Source organism: Butyricicoccus sp. AF18-9LB, assembly GCF_027684505.1.
In the GTDB taxonomy this organism is placed as follows: Bacteria; Bacillota; Clostridia; order Oscillospirales; family Butyricicoccaceae; genus Agathobaculum; species Agathobaculum butyriciproducens.
Window position 1 is genome coordinate 85665 of the sequence record NZ_JAQCWA010000001.1, and the last position, 21664, is coordinate 107328.

18 protein-coding genes are annotated in these 21664 nt (G+C 55.8%); all 18 read right to left on the reverse strand.

What is annotated here, in order from left to right:
* Window positions 1-156: 156 nt before the first annotated feature.
* Window positions 157-2373 (reverse strand): DNA gyrase/topoisomerase IV subunit A, encoded by a 2217-nt coding sequence (locus tag PGY33_RS00450; RefSeq protein WP_270476875.1) that lies wholly within the window; start codon window positions 2371-2373, stop codon window positions 157-159.
* Window positions 2374-2399: 26 nt separating this feature from the next.
* On the reverse strand, window positions 2400-3542 hold the full coding sequence (locus PGY33_RS00455; protein WP_158557316.1) for a phospholipase D family protein: 1143 nt from the start codon (window positions 3540-3542) through the stop codon (window positions 2400-2402).
* Window positions 3543-3561: 19 nt separating this feature from the next.
* Window positions 3562-5556, reverse strand: coding sequence for a DNA gyrase/topoisomerase IV subunit B (locus PGY33_RS00460; RefSeq protein ID WP_270476877.1), 1995 nt, complete (start codon window positions 5554-5556; stop codon window positions 3562-3564).
* A 629-nt stretch (window positions 5557-6185) separates the two neighbouring features.
* A complete protein-coding gene (locus PGY33_RS00465; protein WP_270476878.1) occupies window positions 6186-6716 on the reverse strand; it encodes a TIGR00730 family Rossman fold protein in 531 nt (176 codons plus the stop codon).
* 188 nt (window positions 6717-6904) lie between these two features.
* Complete coding sequence (gene rpsU, locus PGY33_RS00470) at window positions 6905-7087, reverse strand: 30S ribosomal protein S21 (protein WP_031472056.1); 183 nt, start codon at window positions 7085-7087, stop codon at window positions 6905-6907.
* 170 nt (window positions 7088-7257) lie between these two features.
* Window positions 7258-9666, reverse strand: a complete 2409-nt coding sequence (leuS, locus tag PGY33_RS00475; RefSeq protein WP_270476882.1) for a leucine--tRNA ligase — start codon at window positions 9664-9666, stop codon at window positions 7258-7260.
* Window positions 9667-9750: 84 nt separating this feature from the next.
* The gene (gene rsfS, locus PGY33_RS00480) at window positions 9751-10116 is read right to left on the reverse strand and encodes a ribosome silencing factor (RefSeq protein ID WP_110436454.1); all 366 of its coding nucleotides are present in this window, start codon (window positions 10114-10116) and stop codon (window positions 9751-9753) included.
* A gap of 67 nt (window positions 10117-10183) precedes the next feature.
* A complete protein-coding gene (locus PGY33_RS00485) occupies window positions 10184-11701 on the reverse strand; it encodes an LCP family protein (protein ID WP_270476885.1) in 1518 nt (505 codons plus the stop codon).
* Window positions 11702-11719: 18 nt separating this feature from the next.
* Complete coding sequence (gene yqeK / locus PGY33_RS00490) at window positions 11720-12301, reverse strand: bis(5'-nucleosyl)-tetraphosphatase (symmetrical) YqeK (RefSeq protein WP_118360399.1); 582 nt, start codon at window positions 12299-12301, stop codon at window positions 11720-11722.
* A gap of 140 nt (window positions 12302-12441) precedes the next feature.
* Entirely contained in the window at window positions 12442-13035 is a 594-nt protein-coding gene (gene nadD, locus PGY33_RS00495; RefSeq protein WP_118285376.1) for a nicotinate (nicotinamide) nucleotide adenylyltransferase, read from the reverse strand.
* The gene (locus tag PGY33_RS00500; protein WP_110436450.1) at window positions 13032-13331 is read right to left on the reverse strand and encodes a YhbY family RNA-binding protein; all 300 of its coding nucleotides are present in this window, start codon (window positions 13329-13331) and stop codon (window positions 13032-13034) included. Before PGY33_RS00500 ends, nadD begins: the two co-directional genes overlap by 4 nt.
* A 126-nt stretch (window positions 13332-13457) precedes the next feature.
* Window positions 13458-14030: an RdgB/HAM1 family non-canonical purine NTP pyrophosphatase gene (gene rdgB, locus PGY33_RS00505; RefSeq protein ID WP_270476889.1), complete on the reverse strand. Its 573-nt coding sequence runs from the start codon at window positions 14028-14030 to the stop codon at window positions 13458-13460.
* Window positions 14030-14755, reverse strand: a complete 726-nt coding sequence (rph, locus tag PGY33_RS00510) for a ribonuclease PH (protein ID WP_117492600.1) — start codon at window positions 14753-14755, stop codon at window positions 14030-14032. The genes rdgB and rph overlap by 1 nt, the downstream gene beginning before the upstream one ends.
* On the reverse strand, window positions 14742-15710 hold the full coding sequence (gene ftsY, locus PGY33_RS00515) for a signal recognition particle-docking protein FtsY (RefSeq protein ID WP_270476890.1): 969 nt from the start codon (window positions 15708-15710) through the stop codon (window positions 14742-14744). The genes rph and ftsY overlap by 14 nt, the downstream gene beginning before the upstream one ends.
* 51 nt (window positions 15711-15761) lie before the next feature.
* Window positions 15762-15965 (reverse strand): hypothetical protein, encoded by a 204-nt coding sequence (locus PGY33_RS00520; protein WP_117492604.1) that lies wholly within the window; start codon window positions 15963-15965, stop codon window positions 15762-15764.
* A 22-nt stretch (window positions 15966-15987) separates the two neighbouring features.
* A complete protein-coding gene (gene smc / locus PGY33_RS00525; protein ID WP_270476892.1) occupies window positions 15988-19563 on the reverse strand; it encodes a chromosome segregation protein SMC in 3576 nt (1191 codons plus the stop codon).
* A gap of 392 nt (window positions 19564-19955) precedes the next feature.
* Window positions 19956-20624, reverse strand: coding sequence for a ribonuclease III (gene rnc / locus PGY33_RS00530; protein ID WP_119189992.1), 669 nt, complete (start codon window positions 20622-20624; stop codon window positions 19956-19958).
* A gap of 22 nt (window positions 20625-20646) precedes the next feature.
* The gene (gene plsX / locus PGY33_RS00535; protein ID WP_117489291.1) at window positions 20647-21663 is read right to left on the reverse strand and encodes a phosphate acyltransferase PlsX; all 1017 of its coding nucleotides are present in this window, start codon (window positions 21661-21663) and stop codon (window positions 20647-20649) included.
* Between the last annotated feature and the right edge of the window lies 1 nt (window position 21664).

The window sequence follows — 21664 nt, forward strand, 5'->3', positions numbered from 1 at the left end:
GTCTACCCTCTTGTGCCCCCGCCGGGTAGGCGCACTCCCCGCTGAGGTTCAGCGAAAAACTTCCCGCCCGTTAGGGACGAACACGCTGACGCAGTTCGCGCACCCCGCTCAGCCGGTGCAAAGAAAAAACGCAGAGGAAACCCTCTGCGTTTCGCATTAAAGCAATTTGAGCTGCTTATCCGGCAGATCCTCATCGGTAAGCAATGCGCCGATGGACGGAATACTGCGGCAGCGGTAGCGCGCATTATCGCTGAGCGCGGCGTCCTCGGTGCGGCACGCCCGCGTAATGGTATGCTTGCCGCGCAGCACCATGGTCTGCACGCCCTGCGTGGAACGGGTTGCCTTGACATCGAGCATGCTCGCGCGGAACGTGAGCGCACGGTTGGCAGTCGAGAACATAGTGACCTCGCTCTCCTCCTCGATTGGGTGGAAGAACGCCACAGCCGGCGCCTTATCCGAGTACGCGCCGGTCAGGCGGCGTCGGTTGGTCTTGGTCTCGAAGGATTCCATCGAAAACCGGGCTGCCTTGCCGTTTTTGAACACAACGACCATACTGCCCTTGTAATCTCCCGGCAGAACCGCGTAAACCGGCATTTCGCCCTCGTCCATCTCGAGCTTAGACGCAAGGTAATCACCGAGCACAGACGCCTTGCTGTCCTCAAAATCGTACAGGTGCGCCTTGTACGCCTGCTGCATATTGGTGAAGAAGATAATTTCGTTCTTGTTGGTCGCCTCGGCAGTCCAGAACACCTCATCGCCCTCTTTGAGCTTATGGTCCTGCGACATGCGCCACGACTGCGGCGTAATCTTCTTGAAGTAGCCCTCGCGGGTGAGGAACAGCAGCACCGGATAATCCTCGATGTGATCCTCCTCGTCGAACTGCTGCACGTTATCCGCGGTGATGATGCGCGTGCGGCGCTCGGACGGGTACTTCTTGATGATCTGCTCCAGCTCTTTGATGATGATATTGCGGATCTTCGCCTTGGACTTGACGATTTCCTCCAGCTTTTTAATCTCGTTTTCGAGTGCTTCAGTCTCCTGCGTGCGCTTCAGGATATACTCCTTGTTGATGTTGCGCAGACGGATATCCGCAATAAATTCGGCCTGGATTTTGTCGATGCCGAAGCCTTCCATCAGGTTCGGGATAACATTTGCGTCCTCTTCGGTCTCGCGGATGATTTTAATCGCCTTGTCGATATCGAGCAGGATTTTGCGCAGACCGAGCAGCAGATGCAGCTTGTCCTTCTTCTTGTTGAGGTCGAAGAACACGCGGCGGCGAACGCATTCGGTGCGCCACGCTGTCCACTCATCGAGCAGTTCGGCTACGCCGAGCACGCGCGGCATGCCTGCAATCAGCACGTTGAAGTTGCAGGAGAAGCTGTCCTGCAGGGTGGTCATCTTCATCAGCTTGGCCATCAGCTTTTCCGGGTCGGTGCCGCGCTTGAGGTCGATGGCGATCTTCAGACCGGCAAGGTCGGTCTCGTCGCGCACATCGGCAATCTCGCGCACCTTGCCGTTCTTGACCAGCTCGGCGATCTTGTCGATGATGGCCTCGATGGTGGTCGTGTACGGAATCTCCGTGATCTCGATCAGGTTATCCTTCTTGTTGTACGCCCATTTTGCGCGCACCTTGAACGAGCCGCGTCCGGTGCGGTAGATGGCACGCATTTCCGCTTCATCGTAAATGAGCTCGCCGCCGGTGGTAAAATCCGGCGCAGGCAGCGTGGAAAGGATATCGTGCTCGGGGTTTTTGATAAGCTCGATGGTCGTGCGGCAGACTTCCGCGAGGTTAAAGCCGCAGAAATTGGATGCCATGCCGACCGCAATGCCGGTATTCGCGGACACGAGGATGTTCGGGTAGGTCGTCGGCAGCAGCGTCGGCTCCTTCATCTCGCCGTCATAGTTATCCACAAAATCCACCGCGTCGGTGTCGATATCGCGGAACAGCTCGGCACAGAACGCATCCAGCTTGGCCTCGGTATAACGCGGCGCGGCGTATGCCATATCGCGCGAGTATACCTTACCGAAGTTGCCCTTGCTGTCCACAAACGGCATGAGAAGCGCCTCGTTGCCACGTGTCAGGCGCACCATAGTCTCGTAGATAGCCGCATCGCCATGCGGGTTCAGCTTCATGGTCTGACCCACGATGTTCGCGGATTTGGTGCGGTTGCCGTTCAGCAGGCCCATCTTGTACATGGTGTACAGCAGCTTGCGGTGGGACGGCTTGAAGCCGTCAATCTCCGGGATCGCGCGGGACACGATAACGCTCATCGCGTACGGCATGTAGTTCTCGCGCAGCGTGTCCGTGATGCGCTGATCGACCGAAGGGTGTTCTTTATATACTTTTGGTTCGTCGGTTTTCTTTTTTGCCATTATGCTCTCCCGTTCATCTCAGGAACTTATTCTCTGAATTTCGATTCTAAGTATTCTCTCGCTTTATCTGTTAATTCCAAATATGCCTGTTGCCGATGACTGTGCAGAAGCGTTTCCAACGGCTTATTCGTTCCCTGCGAAGAAGCATACATATCTGTACCTAATGCTTCCACCACCTCATACAGCGGTACGCCATATTGAATGGTCTTGCTTACTTCCGGAAGGGCTTGTTCATTATACAACTCAATAAAATACGGCCATTGGCAATCTTCATCTAATTTGTTTTCTTCCTTAAATTCATGGCAAAACGCTTGCGCTACAATAATCGGGCAGGCTTTTCCATTCTTATCCCACGAATGCAATGCCAAAAAGATTTTATCGCCTTCTTGTATTTTCCGCGGCTTATGCTTCTCCGAGAAATAAGTTGCACATTGCCCCGCTTTATTATAATCAAATGCATATGGCTGTATTTGATTCGGTTTATACGGCTTTCTCTGTGCAGAACTTGCCGAAAACTTTAGCCAGCAGCGATTCTGCGTTTTTTTCTTCGGCTTCAACTGCAAAAAATCCTGTACAGTATCATTTTCTTCCACAGTCGCTTTATGCGACAGCTCCACACCTAAATCTCCAGTTTTATCTACCGTTGAAGCATTCTTTTTCTTATCCTTGCAAAGCTGCTGCACTTTCTTTTTTACGGTATGAAGCCATTCTCCCGTAACTATGCCTTTGTGGTCAGCTTCTATCGCCGCGCGCATATCTGCAAAATATTCATCGCATTTTTGAAACAACTGTGATTCATCAGTCGCAATAAGAGACAATTCATGGTTGCCCTGCAAACCGCCATTCGTAAAATTGGCAGAACCCAGTATCACTATACGATTGTCTATTAAATAGAGTTTTGTATGCAGATTTTTCAGTGCCAAGACTTTTGCACCCGCTTGATGCAGTTCAATCAAAGCGTCAATATCACTTACACCGGTCGCAAAATTTTCATAATTAAACCGTGAAATCAGTACACAGTCTACCTTATTCTTTTGAATAATCTGTGCTAACCTATGTGCTGGTTGCTTTTTGATAAATGGTGTAACAATATAGATTCTTTGCTGACTTTCACCCAAAGCATTTAATACACTTTCACGGTGATTATCCGTCAATAATTCAATAGACATTGCGCATTCCTCGCATATCTTACGAAATATCCGCCAGCTCGAGATAATCCGCGCCGTTCTCGGCAATATACTCCTTGCGTCCGGCGAGGTTGTCGCCGAGCAGCAGGTCGAACATTTCGCTCGTGGCAGCCGCTTCATCCGGCGTAATGCGGATCAGGCGGCGGTTTTCGGGGTTCATGGTGGTCTCCCACATCATTTCGGGCTGGTTCTCGCCGAGACCCTTGGAGCGCTGGATAAGAATCTTTTTGCCCTCCAGCTTTTTGAGGATGGCCGCTTTTTCGCTCTCATCGAACGCAAAATAGCTCTTGTCGCGGTAGGTGATCTCATACAGCGGCGACTCCGCAATATAAACGTAGCCCTGTTCGATGAGCGTCGGCACCAGACGGTACAGCATAGTCAGAATGAGCGTACGGATCTGGAAGCCGTCCACATCGGCATCCGTGCAGATGATGATGCGGTGCCAGCGCAGGCTTTCGAGGTCGAACGCAGAAAGGTCCTTTGCCGCCTTGCCGCGCACCTCGACACCGCAGCCGAGGACTTTGAGGAGGTCGGTGATGATATCATTCTTAAAGATTTTATCGTAATCCGCCTTGAGGCAGTTGAGGATTTTGCCACGCACCGGCATGATAGCCTGAAATTCACTGTCGCGGCCCTGCTTTACCGAACCGAGTGCGGAATCACCCTCGACGATATACAGCTCACGGCGGGACGCATCCTTGGTGCGGCAGTCCACGAACTTCTGCACACGGTTAGCGAGGTCAATATTGCCGGACAGCTTCTTTTTGATATTCAGACGCGCCTTTTCCGCCTGTTCGCGGCTGCGCTTGTTGATCAGGATCTGCTCTGCGATCTTGTCCGCCTCGGCCTTGTTCTCGATAAAGTAGATCTCGAGTCCTTCCTTGAGGAACTCAGTCATGGCCTCCTGGATGAACTTGTTGGTGATGGCCTTCTTGGTCTGGTTCTCGTAGGAGGTCTGGGTGGAGAAGCAGTTGGTGACAAGCACGAGGCTGTCGAAAATATCCTGATAAGTGACCTTGCTCTCGCTCTTGTTGTACTTGTTGTTCTGCTTGAGATACGCATCGATGGCGGACACGAACGCCGAGCGAACGGCCTTGTCCGGTGCACCGCCGTGCTCCAGCCACGAGGAGTTGTGGTAGTACTCGATCTGCGACACCGCCGAGGAGAAGCAGAACGCGCACGACAGCTTCACCTTGTACTCGGCCTTGTCGGCGCGGTCGCGTCCGCGTCGTTCGCCCTCGAGGAACTGCACCGAGGTCAGCGGATTTTCGCCTGCTAGCTCGGTCACATAGTCCACAATGCCGTTCTGATAGAGGAATTCGGTGGTCTCGTACCTGCTGCCCACCTGATTTTTCAGCACAAACTTGATGTGGCTGTTGACAACCGCCTGCCGCTTGAGCGTATCCAGATAATAATCCACAGGGATGTTGATATCCGTGAATACCTCCAGATCGGGCTTCCAGCGGATGGTCGTGCCGGTTTTGCGCGCGTTCGTCGGCTTTTTGGTGTAGCCTTCCTTGGTGCCGGTCTTGTTTTCGCCCTTTTCAAAGTGCAGGCCGTACTCGAAGCCGTCACGGATAACGGTGACGTCCATGTACTCCGAGGAATACTGCGTCGCGCAGGTACCGAGACCGTTGAGACCAAGTGAAAACTCATAGTTTTCGCCGGTGTCGTTCTTGTACTTGCCGCCTGCGTACAGCTCGCAGAAGACCAGCTCCCAGTTGTAGCGCTGCTCGTTTTCGTTCCATTCGATCGGGATACCGCGGCCATGGTCAGCGACTTCGATCGAGCCGTCCGCATAGCGTGTGGTGATGATCTCGGTGCCGTGTCCCTCTCGTGCCTCGTCGATCGAGTTGGACAGAATCTCAAAGACCGCGTGCTCGCAGCCCTCCAGTCCGTCCGAGCCGAAGATAACGCCCGGGCGCTTGCGCACACGGTCCGCACCCTTCAGTGAGGAGATGCTTTCGTTGCCGTATGACGGCTTTGCTTTGCTCATATATACTTTAACTCCCAATTTCCGAAGTTTTACTTACTTTATTATATCTGTTCAGATATGAAATAGTCATTTATATCAATTTTACACCATATCATTGTTTATGTCAACAAAACAGAACAATTGTTCTGTTTTCGCAATCCATAGAAATGCTAAAACCAGACAAATCACTGCCTTGCCCCCCATTTTGCCCGAACGCAAAAATGCGCGCTCTCAGTTCCTGCTGAAAGCGCGTTGTATGGGGCAACACCGCGCAATTAAAGCAGCGGCTTCTTACGCAGACTCCGGTCGCGCTGCCGCGGTACTTTGCGGAAATTGTGTGGTATTGCCTAATGGGTGTCTTGCACCTCTTGTTTTTGGACTGTCCGGGAGCCTGCGCGGTATTCCGTCCCACAGGGCCAGACAGATTTTTGAAGGATTGACTGCTCACACAGTCGGAGAAAAAGATTCCCTATGAAGTATCTATTTCAAAAGGGATGGCAAGTGTTTTTATCACTCAGCTTGCTGTTCCCTTGCTGTGATTACAGGATACAGGAATCCCATGTCTAAAGTATGTAGAAAGTTTGAAGAAACCGTAAACATACCGTTTCTAAATTGAAAATGACGCGACTGCAAACCCGATACGTTCATTCTCAATTCAAAAGTGCTGTAACCTCTTCCAAGGTGTTCGCAAAATAGATTTTCTTCTGCCGTTCTTTGGTGGACAGCTCCATCTCGATCATGTGGTCGAGCAGTGCCTTCATATGGTCGTAATAGCCGTTGAGATTATAAAAAATGCACGGTGCATCCAGATGGTTCAGCGCCAGCTTGCTCATCACCTCGGCAATCTCCTCGAGCGTGCCCGTACCGCCCGGAAAGGCGATGAACGCGTCTCCAAGCTCGATCATTTTGGTTTTGCGATCGGTCATATCCTCGGTGACGATCAGCTCGGTCAGACCGTCCAGCTGCAGCTCCTGCTCGATAAAAAAGCGCGGCTCTACGCCGATGACCTTACCGCCTGCAGCCAGTGCGCTCTCCGCGACCGCGCCCATCAAACCGACCCGTGAGCCGCCGTAGACCAGTGTATGGCCGTGCTCGCCAATCCATGTGCCAAGCTCGCGCACGGCGGTTTTAAGGGCAGGCTCGCGGCCCTCGTTTGCACCCAGATATACGGTTATGTTCATTATTTTGTCCTCCATTATACAGGTGTATGCAGGGTTATCGGCGGTAATGCCGGAAATTCTGATTTGCTAATTTGCACCAGCTAATCGGGGTACACAAACTGCGCCAGCGGGTTCGTACGCCCCGCTGGGTCGGTGCAGAAAAAAGAAAAGAGCAGACGTTTAACCATCTGCTCTCTGGAAATTCTATTTTAGCGGAACTTCTTCTTCTTTGCGCGTGCAGCCTCAGACTTCTTGCGGCGCTTTACGCTCGGGCTTTCATAATGCTCACGCTTGCGGAGCTCGGAAAGCGTACCCGCCTTGGCACACGAACGCTTGAAGCGACGCAGTGCGCTGTCAATAGACTCATTTTCCTTGATGCGGATCTCCGACACAGTTTTCCCTCCCTCCGCACGTTCCCCTCATGGGGATCGCTTAGCACAGTTTGTATACATCCATACACAAAACCGTAAGGATATTATATCGAATTTCCGCGTCAATGTCAACTACTTTTTCCCGTAGTTTTCGATTTTTTCTTTTTGACGCGGAAATCCGGCATTCCTTCTTACTTTACGACAAGGTTTACGATCTTGCCCGGAACAACGATCTGCTTTACGATCTGCTTGCCCTCGATGGCGTGCTGTACCTTTTCCTCTGCCATTGCGGTATCGATCGCAGTCTGCTTGTCCGCATCGACTGCCAGCTTAATGGTGCACTTCAGCTTGCCGTTTACCTGTACCGCCAGCTCTACCGTGCTCTCGACGGTCTTGGCCTCGTCGTAGGTCGGCCACGGTGCTACGGAGAGCAGACCGGTTTCGCCGAGCTGCTGCCACAGCTCCTCGGTGATATGCGGTGCAAACGGATTGAGCAGCGCCAAGAAGGTCTTGTACTCAGCCTTGTTTACGCCCTTGTCGTAAAACTCGTTGAGCATGGTCATCAGCGCTGCGATAGCGGTGTTGGCCTTGAGGTTGTCTGCATCCTCACCGACCTTCTTGATGGTACGGTTCATAAGAACCTCGTGCTGCTCGGAGTAGGTGTCGCCGTCCTGCACCTTGTCAGCCAGCGCCCATACACGCTCGAGGAAGCGGCGGCAGCCCTTGATGGACTTCGGGCTCCACGGAGCAGCCTTCTCAAAGTCGCCGATGAACATCTCGTACAGACGCATGGTATCTGCGCCGTAGGTGTCAACGATTTCGTCCGGGTTGACGACGTTGCCGCGGCTCTTGGACATCTTCTCGCCGTTCTCGCCGAGGATCATGCCGTGGCTGGTGCGCTTTGCATACGGCTCCTTGGTCGGCACTACGCCGATGTCATACAGGAACTTATGCCAGAAACGGCTGTACAGCAGATGCAGCGTGGTGTGCTCCATGCCGCCGTTGTACCAGTCAACCGGAGACCAGTATTTCAGTGCTTCCGGCGAGGCAAGCGCCTTGTCGTTGTGCGGGTCCATATAGCGCAGGAAGTACCAGGAGGAACCGGCCCACTGCGGCATGGTATCGGTCTCGCGCTTTGCCGGACCGCCGCAGCACGGACAGGTGGTGTTTACCCAGTCAGTCATGTGCGCCAGCGGAGACTCGCCGTTATCGGTCGGCTCGTAGCTGGTTACGTTCGGCAGCTCAAGCGGCAGCTGATCCTCCGGCAGAGCCACATAGCCGCACTTGTCGCACTTGACGATCGGAATCGGCTCGCCCCAGTAACGCTGACGGGAGAATACCCAGTCACGCAGCTTGTACTGCACCTTGGCATGACCGATGCCCTTCTCGCCCAGCCACTCGATCATAGCCGGGATAGCGTCCTTGACAGTCTTGCCGTTGAGGAAATCCGAGTTGACCAGAATACCGGTCTCATCCTTTGCGGTAAAGGCTGCCTTCTGGACATCCTCACCGCCGGAAACGACCTCGATGATCTCACAGCCGAACTTCTTAGCAAACTCCCAGTCGCGGTCATCGTGCGCCGGGACAGCCATGATGGCACCGGTGCCGTAGCCCATCAGAACATAGTCGGAAACGAAAATCGGGATCTGCTTGCCGTTTACCGGATTGATTGCGGCAACGCCGTCCAGCTTAACGCCGGTCTTGTCCTTGTTCAGCTCGGTGCGCTCGAAGTCGGACTTGCGGGCAGCCTCCTCGCGGTACGCGCGAATGTCCTCGATGTTGTTCAGCTTGTCTGCCCACTGCTCGATCATCGGGTGCTCCGGGGAGATTACCATGTAGGTCGCGCCGAACAGGGTGTCCGGACGAGTGGTGTAAACGGTCAGCGTATCGCCCTCAGTGGTCTTGAAATCGACCTCTGCGCCGGTGGAACGGCCGATCCAGTTCTTCTGCTGGATCTTGACGCGCTCGATGTAGTCCACATCGTCCAGATCATCGATCAGGCGCTGTGCATACTTGGTGATGGCGAGCATCCACTGGCTCTTGGTCTTGTGAACGACCTCACTGCCGCAGCGCTCACAAACGCCGTTAACAACCTCCTCGTTCGCCAGAACGCACTTGCAGGAGGTACACCAGTTTACGCTCATTTCCTTCTTGTAGGCCAGGCCCTTCTTGAACAGCTGCAGGAAGATCCACTGGGTCCACTTGTAGTAGCTCGGGTCGGTGGTATTGATCTCACGCGACCAGTCGAACGACAGACCAAGGCTCTTGAGCTGGCTCTTGAAGCGTGCGATGTTCTTCTTGGTGACCTCTGCCGGATGAACATGGTTCTTGATGGCAAAGTTCTCAGTCGGCAGACCGAATGCGTCCCAGCCCATCGGATACAGCACGTTGTAGCCCTGCATGCGCTTTTTGCGCGCAACGATATCCAGTGCGGTGTAGGAGCGCGGATGGCCTACATGCAGACCCTGACCAGACGGATACGGGAACTCTACGAGCGCGTAGAACTTCTCCTTGTCCGAGTCATTCTCGGCATGGAAGCACTGCTTCTCGTCCCAGATGTCCTGCCATTTCTTTTCTACTTGTTTATGATCGTACTTCAACGGATTCTCCCCCTAAAGTGAGTTTTTGATTTTGAGCGCGACAACGCGGCGGACACGTTTCCGGGGCCGCCGCATGTCAGTATTTTACTTGTCCTCGATACCCAGCTCTTCAAGCGTTACCGGCGTTCCGTCCTTCCACAGGTTCTCCAGATTGTAGAACTTGCGTGCCTCCGGCATGAATACATGCAGTACAGCGCAGCCGTAGTCCAGCAGCATCCACTGTGCGGATTCATAGCCCTCGGTGTGGTGCGGCATCTCGTCATGGTCATACTTCAGGTGCCACTCTACATTGTCCGCCAGTGCCTTAACCTGCGTAGTGGAGGACGCAGAGCAGATGACGAAATACTCGGTCAGCTCGGTCAGGCGCTCAACATGCAGCACCTCAATGCCCTGAGCCTTTTTCTCGATCAGCGCTTCGCAGATCGCCTTTACAGTTTCTTTTGCAGTCAAAGTATAAACTCCTTTTGTGCGGCAGAAAAGGGTTTGCCTTTCTGCCGATTATGGTATATTGCCTTTATTATGCCTCGGGATCGTACGTTCCGCCGTCGTCCCCGCCGGAGGAAGCACCGCTGTCCTCTCCGCCGCCGGTGTAATCGCCGCCGGAGTAGTCGCCGCCGCTCTCCTCACCGGAGCCGCTGCCGTTGTCGCCGCCGGAAGAGTCTCCGCCGCTGTCGCCGCCCGAGTAGTCATTGTTATCCGAATAATCGCCGCCCGAGCCGCTGTTGTCGTAGGATGGCTCATCGTAGCTGTAATCCGGTTCTTCGTAATAATCCTCGCTGTAATCGTACGAGCCGGAGGTGTCACCCCATACATTATCTTCCTCGCCCGAGCTTACATAGCCGCCCGAGTAAGTAGTGGTATCCGGTCCGCCGACAATGTCCAGCTTGGAGATCGGCTCCTCGTAGGGGTTGAAATACTTGTTTACCAGCTCCAACGTCTGGTCGTAATACGGGAAGAAGAACGAATACTGCACCGAGGTGCCCGCCGTGCTCATCTTGCCGTAGCCGGGCAGTGTAAAGAACTGAATGCTGCTGTTGTCGATCTGCATGGCCTGCATGCCCATCCACAGCAGCTCGCCGGCACTGAAGTCGGTCTTGACGTTCTTGAACACGGCCTCTGCGATCGAGCGGATCTTGGTCACGTTCTTGATCTGCAGCACCTGACCTGCCAGCGACTTGAGGAACTTCTGCTGATTCTCTACACGGCCTTCATCGCCGTTGGTGTACTGTACGGTGTAATCGTTGTTGTGTCTCCAGCGCAGAAAGCCGACAGTCTGCTTGCCGTCCAGATGCTGCTGGCCTTTTTTCAGGTCGATGTGCAGATTCTGCGACGGATCATCGTACTTCATATCGAACGGCACGTCATAATCCACGCCGCCGATCGCATCCACGATGGCTGCAATGCCGTCAAAATTGACGATAACGTATTTATCCGGCCGGAAGCCCATCAGACGCTCGATTTCCTTGCTCGTCTGCTCGATGTTGCCGCCCTTGCCGCCGGTATCCATGCCGTAGGCCGCGTTGATCTTCTTGCTCGCGCCGGTTGCCGTGTTGTTGCACATGGTGTCGCGCGGGATGTTCATGACGTTGATGGTCTTATCCTTGGTATCCATGGTTGCGACCATCAAAGCGTCTGTTCGTGTTTCGTCCTCATCAACTGCGCCGACCACGAACGTAAACACATCGTCAATACGGGTGCCCGAGTTGAGCAGGCTGCTCACATCGACCTTATCGCCGTTTTCCTTGTCCTTGATCGTCGCCTGCGGCGAACGGACGAACCACACCGCAGCAGCAGCTGCGCACGCGAACAGCACCAGCACAACCGCCATAACGATGGCAATGCGCTTGCCCTTCTGTCTGGGTGTCAGCTTTTTTTTCTCCTTCGGAGCCTTTCCCTTTTTGCCGCCCGGCTTAGGCGCCGAGATCGGCTGGTGGTTCCCTTCCGGCTTGGGCGCTGCCTGCTGAGCGGGAGCCTGTGCCGGAGTGCTGTCTCCGTTGCGGTTTTTCCTGCCGCCGCTTCCTCCGAATAGTTTCAAACGATTCCTGCCTCCATTTTACTTGTCCCGCCAGCTGACACCCTGCCGGATCATATCATTATAAGCGGCAATGGTATCGCTGTGAATGAGTTTTCCGCGTGCGACCAGCTCGGTCAGCGTCTGGTCATAGCAGTAGAGCAGGGCACTGTCGATGTCGATCTGCGCCAGCTCACGCGCCTTGTCCACGCCGGGAAAATCACGAGTTTCTTCGATGTAATCCGCCAGATACAAGATCTTGTCAAGCAGCGTCATATGGTTCTTGCCGGTGGTGTGGCAGGCGATGGCATCGCAGATATCCTCGGGCATGTGGTATTCGGCCCGCGCGATGGCTGCCGCCGTCTTTCCGTGCAGCATTTTCGGCTCGCTTTTTTCGACGGTACAGGGTATTATACCGTATTTCTCGCATAAATTCAACTGTTCTTGCGGAGAAAGATATTTTGTTATGTCATGCAGAATGCCTGCAGTACCCGCTTTTTCCGGGTCCTCGCCGTACTTTTCTGCCAGCATGATCGCCGCACGCTCCACGCCGAGCGAGTGCTCATAGCGGTAGCCCTGCAGTCTGGAAAGGATACTTTTACGCATTTCTTCATTACATAACATAACTTTTCCCGCCTTTCTCTGTATTTCTTGCCGCAAAACTGCAGCTTTGCCGACAAGGAGGAACGAGCCGCAGGCTGTTCCTAAACTACTGATTTTGAACAAGCTGCTGTATTTATCTGTCAAACCTGTATTTTACAGGCTTAATAGCCGTACAAATGCTTTTCTTCGATGTAATCCGCGACCGACTCCGGTGTATAGCATCGCAGTGCACCGCCCTGCCGCAGCTCGGTTGAGGAAATGGTCAGGCTGTCGCCCTGCACCAGCTCTACGGTTGCACCGAGCGAGTCCTTGAGCGCCGCCGCCTTTTCACGCAGCGCGTCCCAGTCCTCGTTTTCGCGGGCGCAGACAGCAAGCGAAGCCAGCCGCGCGATCTCGTCCGGCGCACGCCAGATTTTATCGAACGAGAGCAGCATATCCGTGCCAACGATCAAGTGCAGGTCGGTCTCGCCGCGTGCATGAAGCGCGCGGAGCGTGTCCACCGTGTAGCTTGCGCCGCCGCGGTCGATCTCTATCGTGTCAAGCATCGCCCACGTTTTTTCTGCCGTCAGGCGGCGCACCATCTCGCACCGGTCCTCTGCGGACGCGGTGTTCTCCGGCAGTACCTTGTGCGGCGGAATATTGGTCGGAATGAACAGCACCCGATCTAAGTTCAGCGCACGGTGCGCGAGTTCTGCCGCGTGCAGATGTCCCAGATGCGGCGGATTGAATGTGCCGCCGAGAATTCCCGTCCTCATTTTACCAGAACGATCTTGCGCTTGTCCTCATCGCTGGACTGGCGGTACAGCACAAACTTGGAGCCGATGCACTGTACAGCGTCCGCGCCGGTGGCCTCGCAGAGCGCCTCGGATACCGTGCGCGGCGTCAGCATCGCACTCTCGAGCACCTTGCCCTTGACTAGCTCGTGGGATTCGAGCAGCGCGTCCAGCTCGCGTTCTACCGCATCAGTTACACCTTCCTTGCCGATGATCAGCGTGACCGCCAGCGGGTTTGCCATTGCACGAAGCTGTGCGCGTTGTTTTGTGTTAAGCATAAATGTAAACTCCTGTAATTTCGTTATATTTTTTTCGTAGGGCGGGCTGCCCTCAGCCTACCGCGTATATCATCTGCACACCGTTACGAACGGCGGGGTGAGGGCGCCCCCGCCCTACGGCTTCGCTTATATTTTATCCTTTAAGGCTTCTTTCAGCTTATTCAAAGCATTTGCCCGATGAGAGATTGTATTCTTGACCTCTGCGGACAGTTCGCCGAAGGTACAGCCGTATTTCTCGACATAGAACAGCGGGTCATAGCCGAAGCCGCCTGCACCGTGGTTCTCGCGGAGCAGTTCCCCTTCACATTCACCGCGCACGGTGAGCGTTTCGCCGTCCGCGAGCACACACGCGATTGCGCACACGAAACGGCAGGCGCGGTTTTCCTTATCCTGCATATTTTTCAGCAAAAAGGCGTTTCGGTCCTCGTCCGTACCCTCGCAGTAGCGCGCGGAGTAGATACCGGGAGCGCCGTCCAGCGCATCCACGCACAGGCCGCTGTCGTCTGCGAGAGCAGGCAGACCGGTGAATTCTGCGGCGGATTTTGCCTTGATCATGGCGTTTTCCTCGAAGGTTTTGCCGTTTTCCTCGGGTTCGGGCGCACCCTCCGGCAGCGGAATGATTTCGATGCCGAGGCTGCTCACGATAGCGGACAGCTCTGCCAGCTTTTTCTTGTTATGGGAAGCAAGTACAAACTGCATTACAGACTTTCCCCCATTACCTTGGCCTGCTTGCGGCACAGCGTCAGGCAGCCGCGCTTGCCGAGTCCGAGCAGCTTGCGCAGCTCGGTATCCGTAAACGGACGGCCCTCGCCGGTGCCCTGCACCTCAATGAACTCACCCTTGCTCGTCATAACCACGTTGCAGTCCACGATGGCGTGGCTGTCCTCGGCGTAGTTGAGGTCGAGTACGGCTTCGTCCTCAAAAATGCCGACCGAAACGGCTGCGACCTGTGCGGTGAGCGGCATTTTCTCGATCACCCCATCGGCCAGCAGCTTTTTGCATGCAAGCCACAGTGCAACAAATCCGCCGGTGATGGACGCGCAGCGCGTGCCGCCGTCCGCCTGAATAACATCGCAGTCAATCGTGATCTGGCGCTCGCCGAGTGCTTCGCGGTCAACGACCGCACGCAGCGCACGGCCGATCAGACGCTGGATCTCGCTCGAGCGACCGTCCAGCTTGAGCGACTTGATATCGCGTTTTTTGCGGGTGTTGGTCGCACGCGGGAGCATCGCATACTCGGCGGTTACCCAGCCGAGGCCCTTGCCCTCGAGGAACGGCGGTACCTTTTCCTCGACCGACGCAGTGCAGATGACCTTGGTGTTGCCCATCTCGACCAGCACCGAGCCTTCCGCGTACATCGTATAATCAGTGGTAATCTTCACCGGACGCATTGCGCCCTTGGTTCTTCCGTCAGGTCTCTGCATTTTCGTCCTCCTCGATCTGTTCCTCGTCGTTTTCTGTGTTTTCATGAACCGGCGGCAGGATAGCCTCCAGGAATGCCGCACGGTCAAAGTCGATCAGATCGTCAATGCCCTCGCCAACGCCGACCAGCTTGACCGGCACGCCGAGTCCTGCCGAAATGGCGATCACAATGCCGCCCTTTGCGGTGCCGTCCAGCTTGGTGAGAATGATGCCGGTCAGCTCGGCAGCCTTGTTGAACTCCTCAGCCTGATGAACCGCATTCTGACCGGTGGTCGCATCCAGTACGAGCAGCGTTTCGCGCGACGCATCCGGCAGCTCACGGGAGATAACGCGGTCGATCTTCGCCAGTTCGTTCATCAGGTTGGCCTTGTTGTGCAGACGGCCTGCCGTATCCACGATGATGATATCGCTGCCGCGTGCCTTGGCCGCCGAGATGGAGTCGAACACAACAGCCGCCGGGTCTGCGCCCTCGCCGTGGCGAACGATGTCCGCACCGGCACGTTTAGCCCATATCTCGAGCTGGTCCGCCGCCGCTGCGCGGAAAGTATCCGCCGCCGACAGCATAACCTTTTTGCCCTCATTGACATAGCGGGCCGCCAGCTTGCCGATCGAGGTCGTCTTGCCGACACCGTTGACGCCGATTACCAGAATGACCGCCGGCTTGCCGTCCGTATTCAGCGGCTGGTTGTCGAGCATATTGTCGGTCAGCACCTCGCGGAGCAGGTCGCGCAGCTCGTCCGCCGTGGTGGTCTTACGCAGCTTGGCGCGCTTTTCGACCTCAGCGACGATCTTCGCCGCCGTGGATGCACCGACGTCCGACAGGATGAGTGCTTCTTCCAGTTCCTCGAGCAGATCATCATCCACCTTGACAAATGCCGCGAACACGCTGTCCAGCGAGTGGTTCACCGCATCCGAGGTTTTCTTGAAGCCCTGCTTAATTTTATCAAAAAATCCCATGCTTATCTCCTTATGTTTTTATCTTGCAAATCAGGAATCCGTATTTAGTTATTATTTCCCATAGTAGTTGATACGCCAGTTTTCCCAGTCCGTGCGGTCAATCCGCTCACCCCAGAGAACATAGCCGCGGGCGTGTCCCCAGTGCCGAAACTCAACCGGATGCCGCGCCGCATAGCCGTCTGTCGTAAGAGAGCCGTCCGGCAATCGCCTTTCCACATCCAGCCGATACGGATATTTTGCGCTTCGCATATCCATTGCCGCAATTCTCCATTTTCCATTACTTAATGGTATTTTTGAGCCGTTTTTCTGCCTCAGCCAGATTGAGCATCAGCATTTTGGAAACGCCCTGCTCCTGCATGGTCACGCCGTAGAGCATATCTGCTTCTTCCATTGTACCACGTCTGTGGGTAATTACAATAAATTGTGTCGAATCTGTCAGGCGGCGAATGTATTTTGCAAACCGCTGCACGTTTACATCATCGAGCGCGGCTTCGATCTCATCGAGCACGCAGAACGGCGTAGGCCGCAGCTTGAGAATCGCAAAGTACAGCGCAATAGCGACAAACGCCTTTTCACCGCCCGAAAGCAGCGTAATCGTTTTAACCGCCTTGCCCGGTGGAGACACGCGGATGTCGATACCGCAGTTCAGAATATCCGAGGTATCGGCAAGCTGCAGTTCGGCGTGTCCGCCGCCGAAAATCTCGCGGAAGGTATCGCGGAAGTACACATTCAGCTTGGCGAACTCGGACGCGAAAATCTCCTTCATGCTGACGGTCAGCTGGTCGATGACCTTGCGCAGATCGGTCTGCGCGGTCTCGAGGTCGTCCTTCTGCTCCCGCAGAAAGCTGTACCGCTCCTGCACGCGCTGAAATTCGTCCACCGCATCCAGATTGACGTTGCCGAGCGCCCGCATTTTCAGGCGCAGTTCCTGCACACGGCCGCGCGTTTCACCGAGGTTTTCAATCGGTTTGGCAATCTCTGCCGCCGGTGTGGGTGTCAGCTCGTAGCTTTCCCACATTTTATCCAGAATCTGTGTTTCCTCGGTTTTCAGCTGTCCGGCGCGGTTTTCCAGTCGGGCGGTCTCGCGTTCGAGTTCAAGGATTTCCTCGTTGCGGCTCTGTGCCGCCTTTTCCAGACGGACCCGTTCGCCCTCGGTCTGTTCGCGCCTGCCGGTCTGCCGCGCAAGCTGTTCGCTGAGCAGCCGGGCGGTCGTGTCGCGTCCGTGCTTGGCTGCGCGGACTTGGGTGAGTTCATCGGTCAGGCGTGCGATTTCCGCCGCAAAGCCTGCAATCGTCTGCTCCGCACCGGACACGCCCGCGTCGAGGTCGGCCTTGAGCCGCTCAAGTTCCGCGAGTGCGCGTGCTTCGCTGTCCTGCGCCGTGCGCGTCTCCACGAGCGCGGTCTGCGCGGCTGTGATGCGCGAAGCCGTCTGCGCCAGCTGTTCCGCGGCGGCATTCACTGCCGTACGGTGCTCGGTGCAGACCTGCTCGGCAGCTGCAAGCGCCTGCTCTGCGGCAGACCGGCGCTCCGTGCAGGCGGCAAGTGTCTGTTCATACTTCTGCTGTGTCGCTGTGAAGTTAGTCTGTTCAGAAATCAGGCTGTCATACCGTTTCTGCAGGCTTTCCAACAGGAATTTATGCTGTTTTACCGAAGCAGCAAGTCCGGCTCTCTCCTGCTCCGCGCGGCGGCGGTCGGTTTCGATGGCCTGCGTCTGCCCGGCAAGCAATTCCAGTTCCTGCCTTGCATCCTGCTCGGTCTGTGCCAGCGTTTTGCGCTCCTGCTCGAGTGCGCGCACGCGCTCCTCGGCGGCGTGCAGGCGTTCCGCCCGCGCCAGTGCGCCGGTGCCGCGGGAGGCCGAGCCGCCTGTCATGGCACCGCCTGCCTGCAGGATTTGTCCGTCTAAGGTGACAATGCGAAACCGGTGTCCGTACGCCTTTGCCAGTGTCAGCGCGGTGTCCATATTCTCCGAAATGACCGTGCGCGCCAGCAGATTGCACACAATATTCTTATATTTTTCATTAAATCTAACGAGAGCATCCGCGGTGCCGAAGCAGCCGTTCTGCCGTTCCAGACCGGTCTCCCGCAGGCTGTTTGCCCGAATGGTATCCAGCGGCAGGAAGGTCGCGCGACCGCCGTCCGTGCGCTTGAGGTACGAAATGCACTGCTTGCCCACGCTCGTGCTGTCCACCACGATGGAGGACGCTGACGCACCGAGTGCAGTGTCGATTGCCGTCACGAACCGCTTTTCAGTCGTGATGAGCGCGGAAACCGGGCCGTGCACGCCGTTCATCGCACCCTTTTCGACCTGCCGCATGACGGCTTTCACCGACCGTGAGAAGCCCTCGTACTCATGCTGCATGTCGGTCAGCATTTTTACACGGCTCTGCATTTCGCTCAGCGAGGACTGCGCTGCTCGCAGGTCGTTCTGCGCCTGCTCGGCCTTTCGGCGGCAGGTCTCCGCCTGAGCGGCTGCCGTCTGCGCCTGCTTTGCCGTTTCGGCAAGCGTTTGCTCGCACGCGGTCAGTTCCCGCTCGAGATTGTCCTGCGCCTGCTTTTCGGTATCCAGCTGCTGTGCCGCTGCCGCGATTTCGGAATCCAGTGTCATTTTGCGGTCGTTCATACCCGCCAGACCGCTCTCGGCGGCTGTTCGGTCGAGTTCGAGCGCGTGCAGCGTGCGCTCCTGCCTGCGCTGCGCCTGCTCAGCCTGCCCAAGTGCCTGCTCGGCCTGTGTGCGCTGCTGCTCCTGCTCGGCAGACTGTTTTCGGAGTGCATCCAGTTCAGCCGACTGTGCCTTCTCCTGCTCATTCAGCGCAGAAATACGCTCGCGCCGTTCGGCAAGCTGCGCATCCATGCTCTGCACCTGCTCAGCGCGGTACGCGCTCTCCTGCCGCGTGCGCTCGATATTCTCCTCGCAGTTGCGGATGTTCGTCTGAATAACCGCCTCACGGCTGATCTGCTCGGCGGCAAACTGCTCGGCTTCGCGCTGCTCATTCCGCAGACGTTCGGTTTCCCTGTCAATTTCACGCAGTGACTCGGCCAGCTGCTCGGACTGCGCATACAGCGTTCCCTGCTGCTGTTTTGCATCCGCAAGCTGCTTTTCGCAGATTGTCCGGTCATTATTCAGCTTGGCAGTGTCATTCTTGAGCTGCTCGAGCGACAGCAGCCACAGCGAGACCTCAAGCACGCGCAGCTCATCCCGCAGGTGCAGAAACCTTTTCGCCTTGTCAGCCTGCTGTTCGAGCGGCCCGAGCCGGTTTTCCAGTTCGCCGTACAGGTCGCGGATACGCACCAGATTTTCCTCGGTGGCTGACAGTCTGCGCTCGGCTTCCTCCTTACGGTAGCGGAACTTGGTGATGCCTGCGGCTTCCTCGAAGATTTCGCGCCGGTCCTCGCTCTTGAAGGACAGAATCTCGTCAATGCGGCCCTGTCCGATGCTGGAATAGCCGTCGCGTCCCAGACCGGTATCCATAAACAGCTCGTGCACGTCCTTGAGGCGACAGTGCTTTTTGTTGAGGAAATACTCGCTCTCACCCGAGCGGTAGTACCGGCGCGTGACCATAATTTCGGTAAATTCCGAGCGAAACACATGCGCCGAATTGTCCAGAATGAGCGAAACCTCAGCAAAGCCGACCGGACCGCGCTTGGCTGTGCCGCCGAAGATCACGTCCTCCATCTTCGCGCCGCGCAGAGACCGCGAGGACTGCTCCCCCAGAACCCACCGGATGGCATCCGAAATATTCGATTTTCCCGAGCCGTTCGGACCGACGATCGCCGTAATACCGCCGAGAAATTTGATCTCGGTGCGATCCGGGAACGACTTGAAGCCCTGTAAAATCAGGCTTTTGAGAACCATATGCCACCTCTTTATTATAGATAGTTTTATTTTACCACTGCGGCAGTATCTTTTCAACGACTAACTGCGTCACGCAGAAAAAAGAGGTCGATTTCTCGACCTCTTTGCAGTCTGTCGAAAAAGCTGCATTTCGACTCTTTTGCTTCGTGCGGCAGCACGCATAAAATAGAATTTGCGGAGCAAATTCATAAATTCCGAGAGCATGTATCTCGGAATTTATACAAGGGAAGAAAAAATGTGCCTGCAAGGCGCGTTTTTTCTTCGGAATTCGATCGAAAGCGTGGTTTCGATCGAGAGGCTGCTCGGAAAACGTTAGTTTTTCGACAGCCTCAAAAGAGGTCGATTTCTCGACCTCTTTGCCGTTTATCTCTATTGCGGTTTGGCGATAAGCGTCAGCATCCCATATTTTCCAAAGCCTTCTTCGCCGCCATCTGCTCAGCTTCCTTTTTGCTCTTGCCGATGCCCTGCGCGAACACATTGGAGTTGAGCAGCAGCTCCATGGTGAACCGCTTGTCGTGGTCCGGGCCGGACTGCCCTGCCAGACGGTATTCCAGCGTTTCCTGCTTGTTCTTCTGTACGATCTCCTGCAGCATGGTCTTGTAGTCCTTGAACGCGCCGCCTGCCAGCGCAACCTCGACCTTATGCGGGATAAACCGCAGCACGAACGCACGGGCAGGCTCGATGCCGCCGTCCATAAAGATAGCGCCGAGCAGAGCCTCTGTTGCGTCAGCGAGAATGGACGCACGCTTGCGTCCGCCGCCCATCTCCTCACCGTGACCCAGACGGATGGCTTCGGGGATACCGATCTCGTGCGCGATCTCATCCAGTGCGCCCTCGCAGACGACTGCCGCGCGCAGCTTGGTCAAATCACCCTCCGGCAGATCGGGATAGTGTGTGAACAGGTAACCCGCCGTGACAAAGCCCAGCACGGAATCGCCCAGAAACTCCAAGCGCTCGTTGCACTGCAAATGCGTGCCGTGGTGCTCATTCGCGTAGGACGAATGCGTCATCGCCAGCTGGAGCAGGCTTTCATCCTTGAATTTATAGTCAATTTTCAGCATTTTTGTTCCTTCTTCCTGTGGATCACTCGGAAACCGTCATGTACTGAATGTTTTCCTTTACCGCATCGATCATGCCGGATTTGGTGTACGCGATGGCCTGACGGACCGCATTCATCACCGCAATTTCGTTGGACGAGCCGTGCGCCTTGATGACCGGCTTTGCAATGCCGAGGAACGGCGCGCCGCCGATCTTGTCCTGATTGAACACCTCGCGGAAGTCGTCCATCCCCTTTTTGCACAGCAGGTAGCCGAGCTTGGTGCCGACAGACGCCATAAACACGCCCTTGATCTCCTTCGACATGAACTTTGCCACACCCTCGATGGTCTTGAGCTGCACATTGCCGGTAAAGCCGTCGCAGACAGCAACATCACACGCACCGAGCGGCACCATGCTGCCCTCTACGTTGCCGACAAAATTCAGACGGCCCTCATCGCCCGCCTTTTTCAGCAGCGCATAAGCCTCCTTGCGGAGCGGATCGCCCTTGGTATCCTCCGTGCCGTTGTTGACAAGACCGACACGCGGCTTGACGACGCCGTTGATCTTCTCCGCGTACAGCGAAGCGAGGAACGCAAACTGCAGCAGCATTTCGGCTGTGCATTCGGTGTTTGCACCCGCATCGCACAGCATGACCTGACCGTTCGCGCACGGCATAACCGGTGCCAGCGCACCGCGTCGGATGCCCTTGATGCGGCCGCCGTACAGCGTCGCGCCGGTGAGCAGTGCGCCGGTGTTGCCCGCGGAAACGAGCGCATCGCCCTCCCCTGCCTTGAGCAGTTTGAACGCCACAGCCATGGACGAATCCGGCTTGCGGCGGAGTACCGTTGCGGGATCGTCATGCATATCGACCAGATCGTTTGCGGGCATGATGGTAATGCCCTTGACATCGGAAAGTCCCTTCTCCTTGAGGACATTCGCTACGACCTCCGGCTTGCCGACCAGCAGAACTTCCTCGCCGTATTCCTTCGCAGCCAGCGCACCGCCCCATACAGCGGATTCGGGCGCGTTATCGCCGCCCATCGCATCAACGATGATCCTCATA

Excerpts from the sequence above, each read along its gene's own strand:
- PGY33_RS00450 (WP_270476875.1), bottom strand. The coding sequence starts at position 2,373 with ATGGCAAAAAAGAAAACCGACGAACCAAAAGTATATAAAGAACACCCT.
- PGY33_RS00455 (WP_158557316.1), bottom strand. The coding sequence starts at position 3,542 with ATGTCTATTGAATTATTGACGGATAATCACCGTGAAAGTGTATTAAAT.
- PGY33_RS00460 (WP_270476877.1), bottom strand. The coding sequence starts at position 5,556 with ATGAGCAAAGCAAAGCCGTCATACGGCAACGAAAGCATCTCCTCACTG.
- PGY33_RS00465 (WP_270476878.1), bottom strand. The coding sequence starts at position 6,716 with ATGAACATAACCGTATATCTGGGTGCAAACGAGGGCCGCGAGCCTGCC.
- yqeK (WP_118360399.1), bottom strand. The coding sequence starts at position 12,301 with ATGTTATGTAATGAAGAAATGCGTAAAAGTATCCTTTCCAGACTGCAG.
- nadD (WP_118285376.1), bottom strand. The coding sequence starts at position 13,035 with ATGAGGACGGGAATTCTCGGCGGCACATTCAATCCGCCGCATCTGGGA.
- PGY33_RS00500 (WP_110436450.1), bottom strand. The coding sequence starts at position 13,331 with ATGCTTAACACAAAACAACGCGCACAGCTTCGTGCAATGGCAAACCCG.
- rdgB (WP_270476889.1), bottom strand. The coding sequence starts at position 14,030 with ATGCAGTTTGTACTTGCTTCCCATAACAAGAAAAAGCTGGCAGAGCTG.
- rph (WP_117492600.1), bottom strand. The coding sequence starts at position 14,755 with ATGCAGAGACCTGACGGAAGAACCAAGGGCGCAATGCGTCCGGTGAAG.
- ftsY (WP_270476890.1), bottom strand. The coding sequence starts at position 15,710 with ATGGGATTTTTTGATAAAATTAAGCAGGGCTTCAAGAAAACCTCGGAT.
- PGY33_RS00520 (WP_117492604.1), bottom strand. The coding sequence starts at position 15,965 with ATGGATATGCGAAGCGCAAAATATCCGTATCGGCTGGATGTGGAAAGG.
- smc (WP_270476892.1), bottom strand. The coding sequence starts at position 19,563 with ATGGTTCTCAAAAGCCTGATTTTACAGGGCTTCAAGTCGTTCCCGGAT.
- rnc (WP_119189992.1), bottom strand. The coding sequence starts at position 20,624 with ATGCTGAAAATTGACTATAAATTCAAGGATGAAAGCCTGCTCCAGCTG.
- plsX (WP_117489291.1), bottom strand. The coding sequence starts at position 21,663 with ATGAGGATCATCGTTGATGCGATGGGCGGCGATAACGCGCCCGAATCC.